Genomic DNA, 21423 nt, shown 5'->3' with positions numbered 1-21423 from the left:
GGAGGTGCGGCGACCTACGCGGGTCGCTCCGCCTTCCCGCGCTTCTCCGCGTAGTCTCGGCACGCCGGACGGGCCATGGGCGGGTGCCTCCTCGATCGCGGCGGGGGAAGTGGAGCGGCCCCGGCGCCCGCACCGAGGTGCTGGGCTCCGGGGCCGGTCCGGCGTGCCGAGACTACGCGGAGAAGCGCGGGAAGGCGGAGCGACCCGCGTAGGTCGCCGCACCTCCCAGGATCTCCTCGATGCGCAGCAGCTGGTTGTACTTCGCGACGCGGTCCGAGCGGGCCGGGGCGCCGGTCTTGATCTGGCCGCCGTCCACCGCGACCGCGAGGTCGGCGATGGTGGTGTCCTCGGTCTCGCCGGAGCGGTGCGAGAGGATCGCGGTCATGCCGTTGCGCTGGGCGAGGGCCACGGCGTCGAGCGTCTCGGTGAGCGTGCCGATCTGGTTCACCTTGACCAGGATCGAGTTGCCGGCCTTCTCGGCGATGCCGCGGGCGAGGCGCACCGGGTTGGTGACGTACAGGTCGTCTCCGACGAGCTGCACCTTGTCGCCGATGGCCGCGGTGAGGTGGGTCCAGCCGGCCCAGTCGTCCTCGTCCAGCGGGTCCTCGATCGAGACCAGCGGGTAGTTGGCGACGAGGTCGGCGTAGTAGGAGGAGAGCTCCTCGGCCGAGAGCTTCTTGCCCTCGAACGTGTAGGCGCCGTCCTCGTAGAACTCCGAGGAGGCGACGTCGAGCGCGAGCCCGATGTCCTTCCCGGGGGTGAAGCCCGCGGCCTCGACGGCCTTGAGGATGAAGTCGAGCGCCTCGCGGTTGGTGGGCAGGTCGGGGGCGAACCCGCCCTCGTCGCCGAGGCCGGTGGCGAAGCCGGCCTTCTTCAGCTGCGCCTTGAGCGCGTGGTAGATCTCGACGCCCCAGCGCAGGCCCTCGGAGAAGGACTCGGCGCCCAGCGGGACGGCCATGAACTCCTGGATGTCGACGCCGGTGTCGGCGTGCGCGCCTCCGTTGATGATGTTCATCAGCGGCACGGGCAGGGTGTGCGCGTTCGGGCCGCCGACGTACCGGAACAGGTCGAGGTCGGACGACTGCGCGGCGGCCTTGGCCACGGCGAGGCTGACGCCGAGGATCGCGTTCGCACCCAGGCGGGACTTGTTCTCGGTGCCGTCGAGCTCGATCAGCTCGGCGTCGACGAGGCGCTGGTCGGTGGCGTCGAAGCCCTCGATGGCCGGGCCGATCTCGTCGATGACGGCGTCGACGGCCTTCTGCACGCCCTTGCCGAGGTAGCGGTCGGAGTCGCCGTCGCGGAGCTCGTACGCCTCGAACGCGCCGGTGGAGGCGCCGGACGGGACGGCCGCTCGCGAGGACGCGCCGTCCTCGAGCAGGACCTCGACCTCGACCGTGGGGTTGCCACGGGAGTCCAGAATTTCTCGGGCGACGACTGCCTCGATAAGGGCCACAACTATCTCCTCTTGACGGATGGGCTCCCGGAGCCGGGAGCGGTCGGGAAGGAGTCTACTGACCGCCTCCGAAGCGCAGGAGACCGCGGCCGGTCGTAGACTCCCAGGGCCCGATCGCCGGACGGCCCGGGCGCACCCGCCGACCCGGAGGTTCCCCGTGACCACGACCGCCGCCGACCACGTCGACCGTCTGACCGCCGTCGTCCCGGACTTCCCGAGCCCGGGCATCCTGTTCCGCGATCTCACGCCGGTCTTCGGCGACGGCGAGGCCCTGCGGGCGGTGGCCGACGCGCTGATCGAGCCCTACCGCGGCCGGATCGACGCGATCGCGGGCGTGGAGGCGCGCGGGTTCCTGCTCGCCGCGGCGGCCGCCTATTCGGCCGGGCTCGGCGTCGTGACCATCCGCAAGCCCGGCAAGCTGCCGCGGGCCGTGCTCCGCGAGAAGGCGACCCTCGAGTACGGCGAGACGATGCTCGAGGTGCACGAGGACGCGGCGCCTCGCGGCTCGCGCCTGCTGCTGGTCGACGACGTGCTGGCGACCGGGGGCACGCTCGACGCGAGCCGCCGCCTGATCGAGCGCGCAGGGTGGAGCCTCGAGGGGATCGCGGTGGTCATGGAGCTCGACGGGCTCGGCGGCCGCGAGGTGCTGGCCGGCCACATCGTCGACGCGATCGTCACCGTCTGACCCGGCCCCGTCGCTCCGCTCCCCTGCCCCTTCCCGCCTCTCCTCCCGTCCGCGAGATGGAGGAGGAGGGAGCGGAGAGCGGAGGAGCCGGCGTCAGCTCAGGGAGAGGGACATCCGGGAGAGGACGAAGGTCTCGAGCACCTGCACGAGCATGTAGAGCACGAGCGAGACGCCGGTGACCAGCACGACCGCCGACCAGACGTCCGCGAAGCGGGCCTGGGCGGACCAGGCGTTGATCGCCCCGCCGATGCCCGAGCCGGTCGAGAGCCACTCGGCGAGCAGCGCGCCCGTGATCGCTCCGGGCACCGAGATGCGGATCGCGGCGAAGAGCGAGGGCAGCGAGCCGGGGATGGCGACCTTGCGGATCGCGGTGAGGGTGCTGCCTCCGTAGACCGCGACCACGTCGAGCATCTGCGGGGAGGCGTTGTTGAGGCCGAAGGCGATCGTCACCAGCGCGGGGAACAGGACGACGATCCCGCCGATCACCGCGACCGAGGCGATCGAGCCGGTCCCGAAGACGAGGATGATCAGCGGCGCCATCGCGATCAGCGGCACCGACCGCAGGAGCATCGCGAACGGCATCAGCGCGTGCTCGATGCCCTTGGACAGGCGGAACAGGATCGCGCCGAGGATCGCCACGACCAGGCCGGCCGCGAAGCCGATCAGCGCGTCGCCCATGGTCACGGCGAAGAGCCCGCCCAGCTCGGCGCGGTGCTCCGCCGCCTTCGCGTCGGTGACCAGGTGCTGCCAGACGTCCCACGGGCCCTTGACCACGTAGGGCGAGACCCCGCTGAAGAGGACCACGCCGATCCAGATCGCCAGCACGATCACGATCGTCGAGAGGGCGACGAGCAGGCTCTTGCGCAGGCTCTTGAGGGTCGCGCCGAGGGCGGCCGTGCGCAGCTGGCGCCGCAGCTCGTCGACCGCGAGGATCGAGGTGGCCGTGGACTGCTCCGTGCGGTCGGGGACGGTGGTCGTCATGGTCATGCCCGCTTTCCGGAGGACCAGGGCGCGATGAGGCGCCCGATCAGTCCGACGATGCCGTAGCCGAGGAGCGCGACGCCCGCGCAGAGGAGGAAGAGCGCCCAGACGCGGGGCGAGTTCAGCGAGACCTGCGCCGCGACCAGGATCGGGCCCACGCCCGTCTCGATCTTGCCGAAGTACTCGCCGAGGATCGCGCCGAGGAAGGCCGCGGGCACCGCGATCTGCAGCGCCGACAGGATGTTGGGCAGGGCCGCGATCAGGCGGACCTTGCGCAGCTGGGTGAAGCGCGAGCCGCCGTAGACCGTGACGACGTCGAGCGCCGCCTTGTCGGCCGCCTTCAGCCCGAGGAGGCTGCCGACGACCGTGGTGAAGAACACCGAGAGGCCGGCCAGGAAGATCGCCGTCGCGCTCGCCTTCCCGGGAGCGTCCGCGCCACCCAGGATCAGCAGCACGATCGCTCCGATCGCGACGATCGGCACGCAGTAGGTGATGACCGCGAGCTGCGAGACGACCCCCTCCAGCCAGGGCAGGACCAGCACGAGCGCCGAGAGCACGAGCGCGAGGAGGTTGCCCCAGAAGTAGCCGACCGCCGCCTCGCCGATCGTGACGGAGAAGTTGCGCCAGTAGAAGCCGAGGCCGTCCTCCATCGCGGTCTGCACGACCTGCACGGGAGTGGGGACGGGCGCGTAGGTCGCGGTGCCGGTGGGCGCGGTGACGAGCGCCACGATCCACCAGACGGCGACGATCGCGGCGACGCCGATCAGCCCGGTGAGCCACGGAGGGAGGGACAGGGTGCGGCGCGGGGCCGCGGGGAGCGTGGTGGCCACGGTCACTCCTGGACGCGGTCGTCCGCGGCCGCGCCGCCGTCGCCGAACAGCAGCTCGGAGGCCTGGTCGACGTAAGCGTGGAACTCGGGAGTGCGCTGCATCTCGGGGGTGCGCGGGCGGGGGAGGTCGATGTCGATGATCTCCTTCACCCGTCCCGGGCGCGGGCTCATCACCGCGACGCGGTCCGACAGGAAGATCGCCTCCGAGATGCCGTGCGTGACGAGGAGCGTCGTGGCGGGCTTCTCGGTCCAGATCCGCAGCAGCTCGAGATTGAGCTTCTGCCGCGTCATGTCGTCGAGGGCGCCGAACGGCTCGTCGAGCAGCAGGACCTCGGGCTTGAGGATCAGGCACCGCGCGATCGACACGCGCTGCCGCATGCCGCCCGAGAGCTGAGCCGGCTTGGCCTTCTCGAAGCCGCGGAGTCCGACGAGGTCGATCAGCTCGTCGATGTAGGACTGGTCGACGCCCTTGCCCGCGATCTCGAACGGCAGGCGGATGTTCGCCATGACGCTGCGCCACGGCAGGAGCGCGTGGTCCTGGAAGGCGATGCCGAGCTTGTTGTCGCGGCGCAGCTCCTGGGGGGTGCGGCCGTCGACGCGGATGGAGCCGGACGTCGGCTCCTCCAGCCCCGCGAGGATGCGCAGGATGGTCGACTTGCCGCACCCCGACGGGCCGAGCAGGGCGAGGAAGCTGCCCTGGTCGGTGTGGAGATCGGTGTCCTGCAGCGCCGCGACGCTGCGCGAGCCCATCCGGAACGTCTTCGACAGGCCGTGGATCTGGATGCCGGTGCCGCCGGCACCCTGGTCGCGCAGGGTGCCGGCGTCGGTCGTGTCGGTCACGAGTGGTGCCCTTCGTGGATCAGGATCAGGCCGCGTACTTCATCAGCTCGGGGTTCTCCTCGTAGACCTCGTCGAGGAGGGTCAGATCGAAGAGGTCCTCGGCCGTGACGTCGATCCCGGCGCCCGCGAGGGACGCGATGGTCTCGGACTGCAGCGTCTCGGAGATGGTGAAGAGGCCGTTCGAGACCGTCTCGTCCGAGACGACCAGCTCCTCGGCCTGGATGGTGGCGCCCTTCTTGGAGGACTCCTCGTTGAGGCCGAGGTCCTTGCCGTAGTTCTCGACGGCCAGCATCGCGCCCGCCTCCGGGTCGTTGACCGCGTCGGTCCAGCCCTTGATCTCGGCGACGAGGAACGCCTTCAGAGCGTCGCGCTTCTCGGCGATCGCCTGCTCCGACACCGAGAAGGTCTCGGCGACGAAGGGGAGGCCGTTGTCGGCGAAGGGCAGGTTGACGACCTCGTAGCCCTCGGCCGCGACCGTGATGGCCTCGTTCGTCAGGTAGGCGATGAAGCCGTCGACGGTGCCGTTGACGAGGACGGAGGGGTCGTACTCCACGGGGACGACCGTGAGGTCGGACTCGGAGAGGCCGTTCGCGGCGAGCAGCGCCTGGAACAGGGAGGTGTTCGAGGCCTGGACGCCGATCTTCTTCCCGGCGAGGTCGGCCGGAGTGGCGATGTTGCCGGCGGTCTTGATCGAGAGGACCGTGAAGGGGTTCTTCTGGTAGGTCGCGCCGATGATCTTGAGCGGGGCCTCCTGCTGGGCGATCGCGGTGCCGATCGAGACGGCGTCGCTGAGCGCGACGTCGGCGCTGCCCGAGAGCAGCTCGGCCACGCCGGTCGAGGGGCCGGGGGTGAGCGTCACTCCCGCGAGGCCGGCCTCGGTGAAGTAGCCCTTCGAGTCGGCGAAGAACTCGCCCGCGAACTCCTCGTTCTTGATCCAGGAGAGCTGGACCTTGAGGGTGCCGAGGTCGCCGCCGTCCGCGGCGGACGCCCCGGAGGAGTCGGAGGCGCAGGAGGCGAGGACGGAGGCGCCGCCGATCGCGAGGCCGGCGACGCCCGCCAGGCGGAGGAGGCTGCGGCGGTCGAAGGCCGGAAGGGAGCGGAGGGGCGACAGGGTCAAGGGGACTCCTCGGGTGGGGATCGTCAGGGCTGCTGCGGTGCGGTGCGCGGGGTCGCGACGGGGTGCCCGTGCAGGCGCGCCAAGCCGCGCCGATCGGGTGCCTCGACGCTATCCGGGGGAGATTTCTCGGGTGTGTCCGCAGATTTCGCGGGTATTAAGGCTCTCACGGATCCGACAAGGATCCGACCAGACCAGGGTGATCTCCTGACGGATCGTCTGAGACCCTGTTCAGCCCCGACGGACAGGCCCCGGTATCGCCCCGCCCGCCCGCGGGTACGGCGTCGGCGTCGGCGTCGGCGTCGGCGTCAGGTTCCGCTCATCCGAAGCCGCCGGCCCAGCTCAGCCGCCGGCGCCGCTCAGCCGGCGCCGCTCAGCCGAGGTCCTTGAAGGAGAGGTCGGCGGCGGAGGCGGCGCCGCGTGGAACGAGGGCGAAGCGCGTGAAGCCCGCGGCGGCAGCGCGGTCGAGCAGCGGGGTGAGGTTCTTCGCCCGGCGCTCGAGGCGCACGCGCGAGCCCTGCGCGATGAGCTCCTGCTTGAGCGCGAGCAGCACCTCGGGCGCCGCGTCGCGCTCGTGCACGAGGACGACGGCGTCGGGGCGCTCGACGACGGCACCGCCGATCAGCTCGACGATCCGCTCGAAGCCGATCGAGAAGCCGCAGGCCGGCACGTCCTGACCGAGGAAGCGGCCGATCATCCCGTCGTACCGCCCGCCTCCGCCGACCGAGGAGCCCGAGGACGGGTGCGCGATCTCGAAGATCGTGCCCGTGTAATAGCCCATCCCCCGCACGAGCGTCGGGTCGAAGCGGAGCGAGACGCCGGCGGGCAGCGAGCGCAGCGACCGGGCCAGGGTCTCGAGCGCGAGCACCGCCTCCGGGTCGACGCCCTCGGGCAGCACGTCGAGGATCGCGGACTGCTCGAGCGCCACTCCCCCGGCGGCGACCGCCTGCTCGATCCGCGCGAGGTAGCCGCCGAGGACCGCGGCCGCGTCCGGCCCGTCGGCCTCGAGCTCGGCGACGACCCCGGCGGCGCCGATCTTGTCGAGCTTGTCGATCGAGATCAGGGCCGGGCCGAAGCGCTCGGGGGCGAAGCCGCAGTGCTCGAGGATGCCGGTGAGGATGCGGCGGTCGTTGATCCGGATGGTGCAGTCCTCGAGGCCCAGGGCGTCGAGCGCCGCCGCGGTCGCCGTGATGAGCTCGACCTCGGCCAGCTGCCCGGGCTCGCCGATGATGTCGATGTCGCACTGCACGAACTGGCGGTACCGCCCCTTCTGCGGGCGCTCGGCGCGCCAGACCGGCGCGATCTGCACCGACCGGAAGACGGCCGGCAGCTCGGCGCGGTGCGAGGCGTAGAAGCGGGCGAGAGGCACCGTGAGGTCGAAGCGCAGGCCGAGGTCGGCGAGGGCGGAGGCGTCGTCGGCCGCCGCGAGGTCGTCGCGGGTGAGCCCGCGGCGCAGCACGCTGAAGGCGAGCTTCTCGTTGTCGCCGCCGAGGCCGGAGTGGAGGCGGTCGAAGTCCTCGACCACGGGCGTCTCGATCTCGTCGAACCCGTGGGAGGCGTACACGCGGCGGATGACGCCGAGCGCGTGCTCGCGCTTCGCCTTGTCGGCGGGGAGGAAGTCGCGCATGCCGCGGGGCGGGGTGATCGGGGAGGCCATGACGGCGATTCTCCCAGATCGGCCGGGGCGGGTCGGCGGCGCCTCAGTCCGCGCGCCGCTCCTGCTCCACTGCGCGGATCTCGTCCTGGAGGTCGCGCGTCGCCGCGCGGAGCGCACGCTCGGCGTCGAGCCCGTGGGCGCGCGCGGAGGCGACGATGGCCAGCAGCAGCGGGCCGAGGTCCTCCTCCGACTCGATGGGCAGCGGGCCCTGGCCGGCGTCCACGACGCCCAGCGAGGTCGCCTTGCCGATCACCTTGTCGGCGAGCGCGAGGGCCGGCATTCCCTGCGGGATCCCGTCGAGCACGCTCGTGCGGTGCGGCTTCTCGGTCCGCTTGAGCTCGTCCCACACCGCGATGACGTCGTCGGCCGTCTCGGCCGTCGCGTCGCCGAAGACGTGCGGGTGGCGGCCGATCATCTTGGCGTTCATGTGCGCCGCGACGTCCTCGATGGTGAAGGGCTCGGCGCTCTCGGCGGCGAGGTCGGCGTGGAAGAGGACCTGGTAGAGGACGTCGCCGAGCTCCTCGATCAGGTCGGCCCGGTCCCCCGCCTCGATGGCGTCGACGAGCTCGTGCGACTCCTCGATCAGGTAGCGCACGAGCGACTCGTGGGTCTGCTCGGCGTCCCACGGACAGCCGCCCGGGGCGCGGAGGACGTGGACGGTGCGGATGAGCTCGTCGAGCCGGGGATGCGCGGTCACCCCGCCATCCTCGCATCCGGTCCGGCCGCCTCCGCGGACATCCGGGCGGGGCGGGTGCCCGGGAGCCTCAGGCCCGCGCAAGACGCCGCCGCGCGACGAGGAGGCACCCGCCGGCGACGAGCGGCACCTCGGCGAGGAGCCCGGGCGTCGCCGCGACGGCCACCGCGGTCGAGGCGCTGACCAGCGCGCCCGCCAGGTTCCAGAGCACCACCACGGCTCCCGCGCCGTCGCCGATCGGGAGCGGCACCGGACCGAGCAGCTGCGGCGGCAGCGGACCCCGGGTCGCGTCCATGGCGCGAGCGGAGACGGCGGCCACGGCCGTAGCGACGGCCACCGGCAGCGCCGCGCCCGGGAGCAGCAGCGAGGCGAGGACCGCGCCGAGCGCCGCCAGTGCGACCGCGAGCACCAGCGGGAGGACGGCGTGCAGGAGCAGCAGCTCGACGGGCCCGGGCGCCAGGATCGCCGGCTGCCCCGCGGTCGCCGCGGCGTGCCGGAAGCCGTCGCTCCAGACGCCGGCGCCGAGGTAGGCGAGCACGCCCGCCGCGGCGGCCGGGAGCACGAGGAGGGAGGACGGCACGACCGCGGCGAGCACGGCGGCGGCCCCCGCCGCGACCAGTGCGATCACCGCGACCGCCGAGCGGCCGGGGGTGCGCAGCGCGCCGATCGCGTCGCGCACCGGGACGGCGAAGGCGAACGGGGAGAGGCGGACGGCTCGGAGACCGCGCCCGATCCCCGGGAGCGCGCGGTACCCGTCGAGCGACTCGGCGAGATCGCCCGTCGCTCCGAGCCGGGCGGCGGCCGACCACTGCCGGGCCTGGGCGAGGAGCAGCGGACCCCGCGCGGCGTCGAGCAGGCGGGGCGCCGCGGCCAGGAGCACCGCGGCCGACGTCAGCAGCACGATCGCGGCGCGCACCTCCTCCGCGCCGCTCACGGCCGAGGCGAGGAGGCCGCCCGGCGTGGGCGCACCGGGCAGGAGGGACCCGAGGACCGCGAGAGAGGCGAGGAGGCCCGCTGCGAGCGCGGGCAGGCGGGAGGGCAGGCACTGGCCGGCGAGCCAGGCGACGGCGAGGAGGCCGGCGAACGCGGCGCCGCCGGCGACGGCCGGGAGGAGCGGCGCGGAGGCGGTGAGGGCGAGGAGCGAGGCGACGGCGGCGCAGACCGTCACGAGACCGGCCGTCGCCCGGACCACGGGCCGACGGAGGACCGCCCAGCGGCGCAGGTCGGTCGCGAGCAGCACTGCCGTGGTGTGCGGCTCGCCCACCGCGGGGCCGCGCACCCGGCCCAGGAGCACGGCGGCGGGCAGGGCGAGACCCGCGGCGAGGGCGACCAGCGGCTCCGGCGCGGCTCCCGCCTCGGCGGCGAGGAGTGCGAGGGCCCGGGCGACGGGGAGGACGACGACGAGGACGGTCATCGCGACGAGGTAGCCGGCGTAGGCGCGCGGTGCCGGCGGAGCCGCGGCCCGGCCCCGGTGCAGAGCCCGCACCTCGGCGACGCGGGCCCCCTCTGCGCGCCTCACGCCCGCTCCAGCTCGACGACCCGCGCGCCCAGACCCTCGATCAGCACAGGACTGTGGGTCGCGACGACGAGCGCCCGGGACGCGGCTGCCCTCCGCAGGACCTCCGCGACCAGCGGCACCCGATCGACGTCGAGCCGCTGCTCCGGCTCGTCGAGCAGCAGCACCGCGGAGGGCCGCGCCAGCACGAGCGCGAGGGAGAACAGCTGCGTCTGCCCGGAGGAGAGCTCGTGCGGGAAGCGGCGGGCGAGCGGAGCGAGCGCGAGCGCGTCGAGACCTGCCGCGGCCTCGCGGCGGGCGTCGGCGACCGGCGCGCCCCACGAGACGGCGACCATCGCGAGGTGCTCCTCGAGGGTCAGGTCCCGCTCGAACGGCGGGGTGCCGATCAGCGCGGCGACGGCGCGGCGGTGGGCGCCGGAGCGCTCCTCCGGGGCGCGCCCGGCCACCGTCACGACTCCCTCGCTCGGAGTGGTGAGGCCGGCGATCACCCGCAGGAGCGTGGTCTTGCCGGTGCCGTTGCGGCCCGTCACCGCGACGCGTTCGCCCGCCTCCACCTCGAGCGAGCACGGGGCGAGCAGCTCGACCCCCGAGGCGCGCACCGCGACACCGCGGACGGCGACCAGCGGGCCGGCGAGCGGCTCCGGCTCGCGGGGACGTCGGGCGGCGAGGAGCGGCATGCCCTCCATCCTGCCAGCGGGCCCTCCCACGGCGGCGCCGGCCACCGGAGCAGGGCGACCGGAGCGGCGCGCCACCGGGGAGCGCCGCCCCGAGGACCTCAGACCGTGACCGGCTCCGGGAACAGCGCGTCCAGGAGCGACGCGACCCACTGGATGAGCGCCCGGTCGCCGAGCGGGACGCCGTCGAGCACGGGCATCGGCACCACGACCGCGTCGGCCTGCTGCAGGTACTTCGCGGTCGGGTACATCCGGCGCAGGCGCACCTGGATCGAGTCCGGCAGGTGCGCGGGAGTAACGCGGACGTTCGAGCCCATCGCGACCACGTCGCTGAGGCCCGCCTTCTGCGCGCGCATGCGCAGCCGCGACACCAGGATGAGGTTCTCGACCGCCTCGGGCAGCTCGCCGTAGCGGTCGGTCAGCTCCTCGACCACGAGGTCGATGCTCCCCTCCTTCGCCGTCGGCGAGGACGCGGCCGACAGCTTCTGGTACGCCTCCAGGCGCAGACGCTCGCTGTCGACGTACTCCTCCGGGATGCGCGCGTCGACGGGCAGCTCGAGCCGCAGCTCCGTCTGCCCCTCGGCGACCTCGCCGCGGAAGGTGTCGACGGCCTCGCCGATCATCCGCAGGTACAGGTCGAAGCCCACGCCCTGGATGTGCCCGGACTGCTCGCCGCCGAGGAGGTTGCCCGCGCCGCGGATCTCGAGGTCCTTCAGCGCGATCTGCATGCCGCCGCCGAGGTCCGAGTTGGCGGCCAGGGTCTGCAGCCGGTCGTGCGCGGTCTCGCTCAGCGGCTTCGTCTCGTCGTAGAGGAGGTAGGCGTAGGCGCGCTCGCGGCCGCGGCCGACCCGCCCGCGCAGCTGGTGCAGCTGCGAGAGCCCGTACTTGTCGGCGCGGTCGACGATCAGCGTGTTGGCGTTCGGGATGTCGAGGCCGGTCTCGACGATGGTCGTCGACACGAGGACGTCGAACTTGCGCTCCCAGAAGTCGACGATGATCCGCTCGAGCTGCGACTCGCTGAGCTTGCCGTGCGCGACCGCGATGCGCGCCTCGGGCACCAGCTCGGCGAGCTGCGAGGCGACGCGGTTGATCGTCGAGACGCGGTTGTGCACGAAGAACACCTGTCCCTCGCGCAGGAGCTCGCGGCGGATCGCGGCCGAGACCTGCTTCTCGGAGTAGGGGCCGACGAAGGTGAGGATCGGGTGGCGCTCCTCCGGCGGGGTCGCGAGGGTCGACATCTCGCGGATGCCGGTCACCGCCATCTCGAGTGTGCGCGGGATGGGCGTGGCGCTCATCGAGAGGATGTCGACGTTCTTCTTCAGCGCCTTGAGCTTGTCCTTGTGCTCGACGCCGAAGCGCTGCTCCTCGTCGATCACGAGCAGGCCCAGGTCCTTGAAGACGATGTTGTCGCTGAGGAGCCGGTGGGTCGCGATGACCATGTCGACGGTGCCGTCGGCCAGGCCCTCGATCGTCTCCTTCGACTCCTTCGCGCTCTGGAACCGGCTGAGCGCCCGGAGGTGGACGGGGAAGCCGGCGAAGCGCTCCTGGAACGTCTCGAGGTGCTGGCGGACGAGCAGCGTCGTCGGCACGAGCATCGCGACCTGCTTGCCGTCCTGGATCGCCTTGAACGCGGCGCGCACGGCGACCTCGGTCTTGCCGAAGCCGACGTCGCCCGAGAGCAGGCGGTCCATCGGGATCGGCCGCTCCATGTCGGCCTTGACCTCGTCGATGACAGTGAGCTGGTCGGGGGTCTCGGCGAACGGGAACGCCTCCTCCAGCTCGCGCTGCCAGGGAGTGTCCGGCGGGAACGCGTGCCCGCGGGAGGCCATCCGGGCGGAGTAGAGCTTCACGAGCTCGACCGCGATGTCGCGGACCGCCCGGCGGGCCTTGCTCTTGGCCTGCGCCCAGTCGCTCCCGCCCATCTTGCTCAGCGCCGGAGCCTCGCCCCCGACGTAGCGCGAGAGCAGGTCGAGCTGGTCCGTGGGGACGAGCAGCTTGTCGCCGGGGAAGCCGCGCTTGCTGGGGGCGTACTCGAGCACCAGGTACTCGCGCCGGGTCTTGATCGCGTTGCGGCCTCCGCTGGAGACCTCGCGCTGCGAGAGCTCCACGAACCGGCCGATGCCGTGGGTGGCGTGCACCACGAAGTCGCCGGGGGTGAGCTGCAGCGGGTCGACGACGTTCTTGCGGCGCGACGCGAGCTTCTTGACCGCCCGGGAGTCGTAGCCGACGGTGCGGCCGTAGAACTCCGTGTCGGTGAGCAGCGCGAGCTTCGCCTCCTCCACCTCGAAGCCGTGGTCGACGGAGGCCTGGACCACGTAGGCGAGGCCCGTCTCGAGCCCGGCGGGCAGGTCGGCGACGATGCGGGCGGCGACCTCGTGCTCGGCGAGCACCTGGTCGGTGCGCTCCACCGTGCCGATGCCGGGCGCGGTCAGGACCACGGTCCAGCCGTCGGCCAGGCGCGCGCGGACGTGGGCGAGGGCGCCCTCGACGCTCGCTCCGAAGCCGGGGACCGGCTCGCCCTCCACGCGGACGGCGAGGATCTCGTCGATCCCGAGCTCCTCCGGCAGCACCTCGGCCTCGCCCGCGGCGGGGCCCTGGCGGAACGTGCTCATCGTCCACCACGGGTGGTCGGGAGCGTCGGCGCCCGGCGCGCTGAGCTTCACGGAGTCGCGGAGCGCGCCGAGCGAGATGAACTCGCCCGAGGCGAGGTCGATGGGGGCCTCGGCGCCGGCGGTCGCCGCGCTCCAGGCCGCCTGGAGGAACTCGCGGTTCGTCTCGGCGAGGCTGATCGCCCGCGTCGCCACGCGCTCGGGGGCGAGGACCGCGACGGCCGCCCCCTCGGGGAGGTAGTGCGAGATCGGGACCAGCCGCTCCAGGAGCGCGGGGGCGAGCGACTCCATCCCCTCGACCGGGATGCCCTCGGCGATCTTGGCGAGCATCGCCGACAGGCTCGGGAACTCGTGCAGCATCTCGCGCGCCCGCTGCCGCACCGCGGGCACCAGCAGCAGCTCGCGGCTCGGCGGGAGGACCACCGAGTCGGCCTCGCCCGGGAGCGAGCGCTGATCGGCCACGGAGAAGCCGCGGATGGAGTCGACCTCGTCGCCGAAGAAGTCCACCCGGCTCGGGTGCTCGGCCACCGCGGGGAAGACGTCGAGGATGCCGCCGCGCACGGCGAACTCGCCGCGGCGCGTGACCATGTCGACCCGGGCGTACGCCAGATCGACCAGCTCGGCCGAGATGCGGCCGAGGTCGTAGCCGCGGGCGCCCTTCACGAGTCGGATCGGCTCGATGTCGGCGAGGTTGTCGGCGACCGGCTGCAGTGCCGCACGCACGGAGGCGACCACCACGAGGGGCCGCTCGCCCGACCACTGCTTCATCCGCCGCAGCGCGTCCAGGCGCCGCCCCACGATCTCGGCGCTCGGGCTGAGGCGCTCGTGCGGCAGCGTCTCCCACGCGGGGAACTCGACGACGTCCGCGTCCGGCAGCATGCAGCCGAGGGAGGCGCGCACGTTCTCGGAGTCGCGGCCCGTGGCCGTGACCACCAGCGCCGCCTGCGGACGCCCCGCTTCCGCGCGCCTCTCGATCAGGCCCGCGAGCAGGGGGACCCGGAGGCCGTCGGCCACCGAGAAGTCGGCGTCCCGCACCGCGTACGCGAGAGCATCGTCGAACGTGGAGGCGCGCGACAGCGCCGAGATGATCTCGTTGAGGGGCACCGGTCCAGTTTACGGCCGCCCCGCGCACCGACCGCCGAGGGAACCCTGAACCGTCGAGGGAACCTGGAACTGCGGGCTCCCTCGACGGTTCAGGGTTCCCTCAGTGGAGGGGTCAGGCGCTGGTGTGGAACTTCAGCTGGGCGGCGGAGAGGCCGGAGTCGGCGATGAGCTCGACGGCGTCGGCGGCGTCCGAGACCAGGATCGGGAGCGCCTCGCGCTCCGGGCCGGCGAAGTCCTTCAGCACGAAGTCGGCGGCCTGCTGGCGGCCCGGCGGGCGGCCGATGCCGACCCGCACGCGCAGGAACTCGGCTCCTCCGGTCGCCGAGAGGATGTCGCGGATGCCGTTGTGCCCTCCGTGACCGCCGCCCTGCTTGAGGCGCAGGGTGTCGAACGGGATGTCGAGCTCGTCGTGCACGACGATCAGGTGCGCCGGCTCGATCGAGTAGAAGTCGAGCAGCTGCGCGGTCGGCCCGCCGGAGAGGTTCATGAAGCTGTTGGGCCTGCCCAGCACGAGCTTCGGCCCGCCCGGGCGGAGGAATCCCTCGGCGACCACGGCGTTGGCGCGGTTGTGCCGGCGGAACGAGCCGCCGATGCGCGTCGCGAGCTCGTCGAGCACCATCTGGCCGACGTTGTGCCGGTTGCGCGCGTACTGCGCGCCCGGGTTGCCCAGTCCGACGACCAGCCAGGTGTCACCCATGTCGTTCCTCTTCCTCGGGGGCGGCGGAGGGACTCCCCCGCCGGACGCGGAACGGGCCCGCCGCGGCTGCGAGCGGGCCCGTTCCCGGGGTGGCGCGGACTACTCCGCGGTCTCGGCGACGACGTCGCCCGAGGCCGGGGTCTCGTCGTCCTCGCCCAGGTCCTGCTCGACCTCGGCGGTGACGTTGACGATGAGCACCTCGGCATCGGTGACCAGCGTGGCGCCCTCGGGGAGCGTGACGTCGGCGGCGGTGATCTGCGTGCCGGCCTCGAGGCCCTCGACGGAGACGACGATGTTCTGCGGGATGCGGGTGGCGTCGACCTCGAGCGAGAGGGTGTTCGACTCGATCGAGACGAGGGTGCCGGGAGCGGCGTCGCCCTCGACGTGCACGGGGATGTCCACCTCGACCTTCTCGCCCTTGTTGATGACGACGAGGTCGATGTGCTCGATGATCTGGCGCACCGGGTCGCGCTGGATGTCCTTCACCAGCGTCGTCTGCGCGGCGCCCTCGATGTCGAGCTCGAGGATCGCGTTCGCCTTGCGGGTGAGCAGGAGCACCTGGTGGCCCGGGAGGGTGAGGTGCTGGGGCTCGGTGCCGTGGCCGTAGAGGACCGCGGGGATCTTGTCCTGCGCGCGGATCTTGCGGGCGGCGCCCTTGCCGAACGAGGTGCGGACCTCGACGACGACCTTGTTGGTCAGTTCAGCCATGATGTTCTCCTTGGGCGGCGCGCACGCCACCGGATCGGGTCGTGGCCTGCGGCCACGGACGGTTTGTCGACTCGAACGCATGTCAGCGTGAGGAGAAGTCCGTGGCGCCCCGTGGGGGCCTCGCCTGCTTCCACCGCGTCGATCACGGATGCACGTGCATCCCTCGCCGAAGTTCAGCTGCCGATCCTACCCGGCATCGCGGCCGCCCGCCAGCAGGCGCTCCCGCCGCCGGACGTCCAGGCGGACCGCCTACCGTGCGGGTATGACGAGCGACGACTTCGGCTCCTACGTCGAGAAGAACGGCTTCCACCGCGACACGAACTACATCCCGACGCGGATCACCGCCGACGGCCGCGACGGGTACCCGGTGGAGGCGGGGCGCTACCGCCTCGTGGTGTCCCGCGCCTGCCCGTGGGCGAACCGCGCCGTGATCGTGCGCCGCCTGCTCGGACTCGAGGACGCCCTCTCGATGGGCATCTGCGGGCCGACCCACGACAAGCGCAGCTGGACCTTCGACCTCGACCCGGGCGGCGTCGACCCGGTGCTGGGCATCCCCCGCCTCCAGGACGCGTTCTTCGCCCGGTTCCCCGACTACCCGCGCGGGATCACCGTCCCGGCCCTCGTGGACATCCCGAGCGGCCAGGTCGTCACCAACGACTACCCGGTGATGACGCTCGACTTCTCCACCGAGTGGACCGCGTTCCACCGCGACGGCGCTCCCGACCTCTATCCCGAGGAGCACCGCGAGGAGATCGACGAGATCGCCGAGCTGGTCTTCCACGACGTGAACAACGGCGTCTACAAGTGCGGCTTCGCCGGGTCGCAGCGCTCCTACGACCGGGCCTACGACCGCCTCTGGGCGCGGCTGGACTGGCTGGAGGAGCGGCTGAGCACCCGCCGCTACCTGGTCGGCGACACCATCACCGAGGCGGACGTGCGGCTCTTCACGACGCTCGCCCGCTTCGACGCCGTCTACTACAGCCACTTCAAGGCCAACCGGAACCTGCTGTCGGCGATGCCCGCGCTCTGGGGCTACGCGCGCGACCTGTTCGCCACCCCGGGGTTCGGCGACACGATCGACTTCGCCCACATCAAGTCGCACTACTACGAGGTGCAGCGGGACATCAATCCGACCGGCGTCGTCCCCAAGGGCCCGGACCTCTCCGGCTGGCTCGTCCCCTCGCGCCGCGAGGAGCTCGGCGGCCGCCCGTTCGGCGACGGCACTCCCCCGCCGCCGCCGATCCCCTCGGAGCGCGTCCCCCTCGGGCACGGCGCCTGACCGGCTCCCCGGACGCGCCGTGGCAGCGCGCAAGAGCGTGCGCGCGCCGGGCGACCGATGTGCAGCCGGGAGACGGCTCCGACCCGGGCTCCCGGCGGCGCCCCGGCGATAGCCTGGGCTCGCCCCTGAACGCGAACGTCGAGGAGAACCGTGTCTGACAAGCCCACCGCCACAGCCAACATCGGAGTCGTCGGTCTGGCGGTGATGGGCTCGAACCTCGCCCGCAACCTCGCCAGCCGCGAGGGCAACACGGTCGCGGTGTTCAACCGCTCCTACGGACGCACCGAGACCCTCATCACGGAGCACCCGGAGGCGGGCTTCGTCGCCTCCGAGACCATCGAGGACTTCGCCGCCTCGCTCGCCACCCCGCGCACCGCGATCATCATGGTCCAGGCCGGCCGCGGCACCGACGCCGTGATCGAGCAGCTGACGAAGGTCTTCGAGCCCGGCGACATCATCGTCGACGGCGGCAACGCGCTCTTCACCGACACCATCCGCCGCGAGAAGGCCGTCCGCGAGACCGGCATCCACTTCGTCGGCACCGGCATCTCCGGCGGCGAGGAGGGCGCGCTCAAGGGCCCGTCGATCATGCCCGGGGGCTCGGTCGAGTCCTACAAGACCCTCGGCCCGATCCTCTCGTCGATCGCCGCGGTCGCCGAGGGCGAGCCCTGCGTCACCCATATCGGCACCGACGGCGCCGGCCACTTCGTCAAGATGATCCACAACGGCATCGAGTACGCCGACATGCAGCTCATCGCCGAGGCGTACGACCTGCTCCGCACCGTCGGCGGACACGAGCCCGCCGCGATCGCCGAGGTCTTCGACGCCTGGAACAAGGGGGACCTCGAGTCGTACCTCATCGAGATCACCGCCGAGGTGCTCCGCCAGGTCGACGCCGACACCGGGAACCCCTTCATCGACGTCGTCCTCGACCAGGCCGGCTCGAAGGGCACCGGCGTCTGGACCGTGCAGAACGCGCTCGACCTCGGCGTCCCCGTCGGCGGCATCGCCGAGGCCGTCTTCGCCCGTGCCGTGTCCTCCCACCCCGAGCAGCGCGAGGCCGTGCAGGCCCGCGTCACCTCGCGCCCGACCCCGGTCGAGAAGTACGAGGGCTTCGAGGACGACGTGCGCGCCGCGCTCTACGCCTCCAAGGTCGTCGCCTATTCGCAGGGCTTCGACGCGATCATCGCCGGAGCCGAGAAGTACGGCTGGGAGATCGACAAGGGAGCGGTCGCCAAGATCTGGCGCGCGGGCTGCATCATCCGCGCCCAGTTCCTCAACCGCATCGTCGACGCCTACGACGAGAACGCCGGCATCACGACCCTCCTCGAGGACCCGTACTTCGCCGAGGCCGTCGCGAACGGCGAGGCCGCCTGGCGCCGCATCGTCTCGACCGCCGCGCTCTCGGGCGTGCCGATCCCCGGCTTCGGCGCCGCGCTGTCGTACTACGACTCGCTCGCCTCGAAGCGCCTCCCGGCCGCTCTCGTGCAGGGCCAGCGCGACTTCTTCGGAGCGCACACCTACAAGCGCGTCGACAAGGAGGGCACCTTCCACACGCTGTGGTCCGGCGACCGCACCGAGGTCGAGCAGGACCCCTCCACGCACTGACCCGCGTCGCACGAGGAAGGCGCCCCCTCCCGCAGGATCCACGGATCCTCGGGCGGGGGCGCCTTCCTCGTTCCAGGCCCTCTGTCGTCAGCGGAGCCAGGCGGTGGCGTCCGGCGGGAGCAGGCGGCCCGCCATCGGGACGCTCGCGAGCAGCAGCTCGCCCTCGGGCAGCTCGACCGGCTCCGCCCCCAGGTTCGTCACGGAGCGCCAGCCGTTCGGGCGGCTGAAGTCGACGACGTCGGCCCCGTCCCCCCGCCATTCCAGGTGCTCCTCCGTCTGCAGTTCCTGCCGGAGCGCCAGCGCCCGGCGGTAGAGCGCGAGCGTCGAGCCCTCGGACAGCTCCTCCGCCTCCACGGAGGAGTCGGCGAACCATGCGGGCTGGGGCAGGTGCGCGCCGCCCGGGCCGAAGCCCAGCGAGGTCCCGGTGGACTCCCACGGCAGCGGGACGCGGCAGCCGTCGCGGCCGACGTCGACGCCGCCGCTGCGGAAGAAGGTCGGGTCCTGCCGGTCGGCGTCGGGGATCCCGGCGACCTCGTGCAGGCCCAGCTCCTCGCCCTGGTAGAGGTAGGCGGAGCCGGGCAGAGCCAGCAGGAGCAGGGTCGCCGCGCGGGCGCGTCGCAGGCCCCTCTCGCGGTCGAGGACCGGCTCCGCTCCTGCGCTCAGCAGCCACTGCCTGGCCGGGGCGGTGCCGGCGCCGCGGCGGGGCGGAAGTCCGTAGCGCGTCGCGTGCCGGACCACGTCGTGGTTCGAGAGCACCCAGGTGGTCGACGAGCCGGACTCCGCGGCGAGCTCGAGGTTGGAGGTGATCAACCGGCGGAACTCCTCCGCGTCGAGGTCGGCCTCGAGCAGGTCGAAGTTGAACGCCTGGCCGAGTCCCTCCGGGCTCGCGTAGCGGGCGCGGCGCGAGGCGTCGACCCATGCCTCCGCCACCGCGGTGCGGGGCGGGTCGTAGGAGTCGAAGAGGGCGCGCCACTCGGCGTAGACCTCGTGCACCTCGTCGCGGTCCCAGAAGGGGTGCGATCCGTCGGTGCGCTGCCCCTCGATCTCCGGCGCGGGGGCGAGCGGGAGCGTCAGGTCCTTCACCAGGGAGTGCGCCACGTCGATCCGGAAGCCGTCCACGCCGCGGTCGGCCCAGAAGGCGAGGGTGCGGAGGAAGTCGTCGCGGATCTCGCGGTTCGCCCAGTTCCAGTCGGGCTGCTCCCGGGCGAACAGGTGCAGGTACCACTGCCCGTCGCCGACCGGCTCCCAGGCCGATCCGCCGAAGACGGACTCCCAGTCGCTCGGCGGCTCCGAGCCGTCGGCGCCGAGCCCGTCGCGGAACACGTAGCGCTCGCGTTCGGGCGAGCCCTTCGGGGAGGCGAGCGCCTCCTGGAACCAGGGGTGCAGGTCGGAGGAGTGGTTCGGCACGATGTCGACCACCACCCGGATCCCCGCGTCGTGCAGGCGGGCCGTCATCTCGTCGAACTCGGCGAGCGTGCCGATCCGCGGGTCGACGTCGCGGTAGTCGGCCACGTCGTACCCGCCGTCGGCGAGTGCCGACGGGTAGAACGGGCTCAGCCACACCGCGTCGATCCCGAGCTCCCGCAGGTACGGGATCCGCTCGATGATCCCCGCGAGATCGCCGATCCCGTCCCCGTTCGCGTCCGCGAAGCTGCGCGGGTAGATCTGGTACACCGCCGCCTGCCGCCACCACAGCGCATCCTCGGTCGTGCCGCTCCTGCTGAGTACCGTGTCCGTCACGGGTGTCCTTCCGTTCGTCGTGGTCTGTGGTCTGGTTCTTGCTGATGGGTCAGCCGTCGCGTTCATGCTGATCGAGTAGCCCGCTCAGCGGGCGTATCGAGATCCACCTCCGCCAGGGCTGCTGCTCCGAGGCCGCGTGTCCGGTCACGGTGGGTCTCGATACGCCCCTCCGGGGCTACTCGACCAGCATGTTCGGGGCCGGCTCGTGCGCAGCACGGCACCCTCGCCTCCCGGAGTCGAGCCCGCGGGTCTCGGGGTGGTCGTCTGCAAGGCCGAGGAGGGAGGCGTAGCGGAGCTACGGCGACCGACGACAACGCCGCAGACGGCCGCCCCGAGACCCGCGGGCCCTATTTGATGGCGCCTTGGGTGAGGCCGGACATCACCCATCGCTGCGTGAACAGGTACACGATGACCGCCGGGGCCATCGCCATCAGGTAGGACGCGAAGGCGACGTTGTAGTCGTTGCTGAACTGGGTCTGGAAGATCTTCTGCAGCACGGGGAGCGTCTGGAGCGACGGGTCGGAGGTGATCAGTGACGGCATCATGAAGTCGTTCCAGGAGGCGAGGAAGGCGAAGATGCCGACGGTGGCGCTCATCGGTGCCAGCAGGGGGAACACCAGTCGCCAGAAGACCTGGTTGGTGGTCGCTCCGTCGAGGCGGGCGCTCTCCTCCAGCTCTTCGGGGAGGGAGCGGAGGAACGCTGTGAACAGCATCACGCTGAACGAGAGCTGGAACATGATGTGCAGGATCGCGACGCCGATCGGGTTGTCGAGTCCGGCGAGGCCGGTGAGGGACACCTGCGAGAGGGCGAGCACCGGGAACGGCAGGAACATCGCCGCGAGCAGGTAGAAGAACGACCAGCGGTAGAAGCGGCGGTGCCAGTTGCGGGAGATCGCGTAGGCGGCGAGCGCGGCGAGGACGATGGTGCCGCCTACCGTGATCGCCGAGACGAGGACCGAGATCGCGAAGCCGCGCGGGAAGTCGGTGAGGTTCCAGGCCTGCACGAAGCCGTCGACCGAGAAGGGCGCCGGCAGCGAGAAGGCGTTCCCGTCGACCGCCTGGGCGGTGGTCTTGAACGCCATCGTCACGGTCACCCAGAGGGGTGCGATCACCGAGAGGGCGCAGACCGCGAGGAGGAGGCTCAGCAGGAGCGCGGAGCGGCGTCGGCGGCGGCCGGGTCGTCGCGCGTCGGCGTCGACGGCCGGGCGGGTTCCCGGGAGGGAGGGGGCGAGGGG

The 21423-nt window shown here is 72.4% G+C and carries 17 protein-coding genes; 3 read left to right on the top strand and 14 right to left on the bottom strand.

The features are described from left to right. Positions 1 to 172: 172 nt before the first annotated feature. Positions 173 to 1453, bottom strand: a complete 1281-nt coding sequence (gene eno / locus C5C24_RS15650; protein WP_104222361.1) for a phosphopyruvate hydratase — start codon at positions 1451 to 1453, stop codon at positions 173 to 175. A gap of 157 nt (positions 1454 to 1610) precedes the next feature. On the opposite strand from eno, the gene C5C24_RS15645 reads away from it, so the two are divergent. Beyond that, positions 1611 to 2138: an adenine phosphoribosyltransferase gene (locus C5C24_RS15645; protein ID WP_258065328.1), complete on the top strand. Its 528-nt coding sequence runs from the start codon at positions 1611 to 1613 to the stop codon at positions 2136 to 2138. Between the two features lie 93 nt (positions 2139 to 2231). Here the strand turns inward: C5C24_RS15645 and C5C24_RS15640 are convergent, their stop codons facing one another. The 11 genes from C5C24_RS15640 to C5C24_RS15590 form a co-directional block, all read right to left on the bottom strand. Next, positions 2232 to 3125: an ABC transporter permease gene (locus C5C24_RS15640; protein WP_104280772.1), complete on the bottom strand. Its 894-nt coding sequence runs from the start codon at positions 3123 to 3125 to the stop codon at positions 2232 to 2234. Beyond that, a complete protein-coding gene (locus tag C5C24_RS15635) occupies positions 3122 to 3949 on the bottom strand; it encodes an ABC transporter permease (protein ID WP_258065327.1) in 828 nt (275 codons plus the stop codon). Before C5C24_RS15635 ends, C5C24_RS15640 begins: the two co-directional genes overlap by 4 nt. A gap of 2 nt (positions 3950 to 3951) precedes the next feature. Beyond that, positions 3952 to 4698, bottom strand: a complete 747-nt coding sequence (locus C5C24_RS15630) for an ABC transporter ATP-binding protein (RefSeq protein ID WP_104305412.1) — start codon at positions 4696 to 4698, stop codon at positions 3952 to 3954. Between the two features lie 115 nt (positions 4699 to 4813). After that, on the bottom strand, positions 4814 to 5905 hold the full coding sequence (locus tag C5C24_RS15625) for an ABC transporter substrate-binding protein (RefSeq protein WP_258059873.1): 1092 nt from the start codon (positions 5903 to 5905) through the stop codon (positions 4814 to 4816). 370 nt (positions 5906 to 6275) lie between these two features. Next, positions 6276 to 7559, bottom strand: coding sequence for a histidine--tRNA ligase (gene hisS, locus C5C24_RS15620; RefSeq protein WP_104276398.1), 1284 nt, complete (start codon positions 7557 to 7559; stop codon positions 6276 to 6278). A gap of 43 nt (positions 7560 to 7602) precedes the next feature. Further along, a complete protein-coding gene (locus tag C5C24_RS15615) occupies positions 7603 to 8256 on the bottom strand; it encodes a MazG family protein (protein WP_104305409.1) in 654 nt (217 codons plus the stop codon). A gap of 67 nt (positions 8257 to 8323) precedes the next feature. Next, positions 8324 to 9772 (bottom strand): hypothetical protein, encoded by a 1449-nt coding sequence (locus C5C24_RS15610; RefSeq protein ID WP_104305408.1) that lies wholly within the window; start codon positions 9770 to 9772, stop codon positions 8324 to 8326. After that, positions 9769 to 10446, bottom strand: coding sequence for an ATP-binding cassette domain-containing protein (locus C5C24_RS15605; RefSeq protein ID WP_104305407.1), 678 nt, complete (start codon positions 10444 to 10446; stop codon positions 9769 to 9771). The genes C5C24_RS15610 and C5C24_RS15605 overlap by 4 nt, the downstream gene beginning before the upstream one ends. A 98-nt stretch (positions 10447 to 10544) precedes the next feature. Continuing rightward, positions 10545 to 14156: a transcription-repair coupling factor gene (mfd, locus tag C5C24_RS15600; protein ID WP_104305406.1), complete on the bottom strand. Its 3612-nt coding sequence runs from the start codon at positions 14154 to 14156 to the stop codon at positions 10545 to 10547. Between the two features lie 112 nt (positions 14157 to 14268). Further along, on the bottom strand, positions 14269 to 14853 hold the full coding sequence (gene pth, locus C5C24_RS15595) for an aminoacyl-tRNA hydrolase (RefSeq protein WP_104305405.1): 585 nt from the start codon (positions 14851 to 14853) through the stop codon (positions 14269 to 14271). Between the two features lie 99 nt (positions 14854 to 14952). After that, positions 14953 to 15561 carry a 50S ribosomal protein L25/general stress protein Ctc gene (locus tag C5C24_RS15590; protein ID WP_104238997.1) on the bottom strand — a complete coding sequence of 203 codons (609 nt, stop codon included), beginning with the start codon at positions 15559 to 15561 and terminating at the stop codon, positions 14953 to 14955. A 262-nt stretch (positions 15562 to 15823) separates the two neighbouring features. Here C5C24_RS15590 and C5C24_RS15585 point away from each other — a divergent pair, with 262 nt between their 5' ends. Then, a complete protein-coding gene (locus tag C5C24_RS15585; RefSeq protein WP_104276392.1) occupies positions 15824 to 16840 on the top strand; it encodes a glutathione S-transferase family protein in 1017 nt (338 codons plus the stop codon). A 150-nt stretch (positions 16841 to 16990) separates the two neighbouring features. After that, the gene (gndA, locus tag C5C24_RS15580) at positions 16991 to 18448 is read left to right on the top strand and encodes an NADP-dependent phosphogluconate dehydrogenase (protein ID WP_104276391.1); all 1458 of its coding nucleotides are present in this window, start codon (positions 16991 to 16993) and stop codon (positions 18446 to 18448) included. An 87-nt stretch (positions 18449 to 18535) separates the two neighbouring features. Here gndA and C5C24_RS15575 read toward each other — a convergent pair whose 3' ends face one another. Further along, complete coding sequence (locus C5C24_RS15575; RefSeq protein WP_104305404.1) at positions 18536 to 20254, bottom strand: alpha-amylase family glycosyl hydrolase; 1719 nt, start codon at positions 20252 to 20254, stop codon at positions 18536 to 18538. A gap of 281 nt (positions 20255 to 20535) precedes the next feature. Continuing rightward, positions 20536 to 21423: carbohydrate ABC transporter permease (locus tag C5C24_RS15570; protein WP_258065323.1), on the bottom strand; the 888-nt coding region annotated here is incomplete at its 5' end.

The sequence above is a fragment of the Rathayibacter sp. AY2B3 genome (assembly GCF_002931755.1).
Lineage (GTDB): Bacteria > Actinomycetota > Actinomycetes > Actinomycetales > Microbacteriaceae > Rathayibacter.
This window is presented reverse-complemented; position numbering and strand designations above follow the sequence as displayed.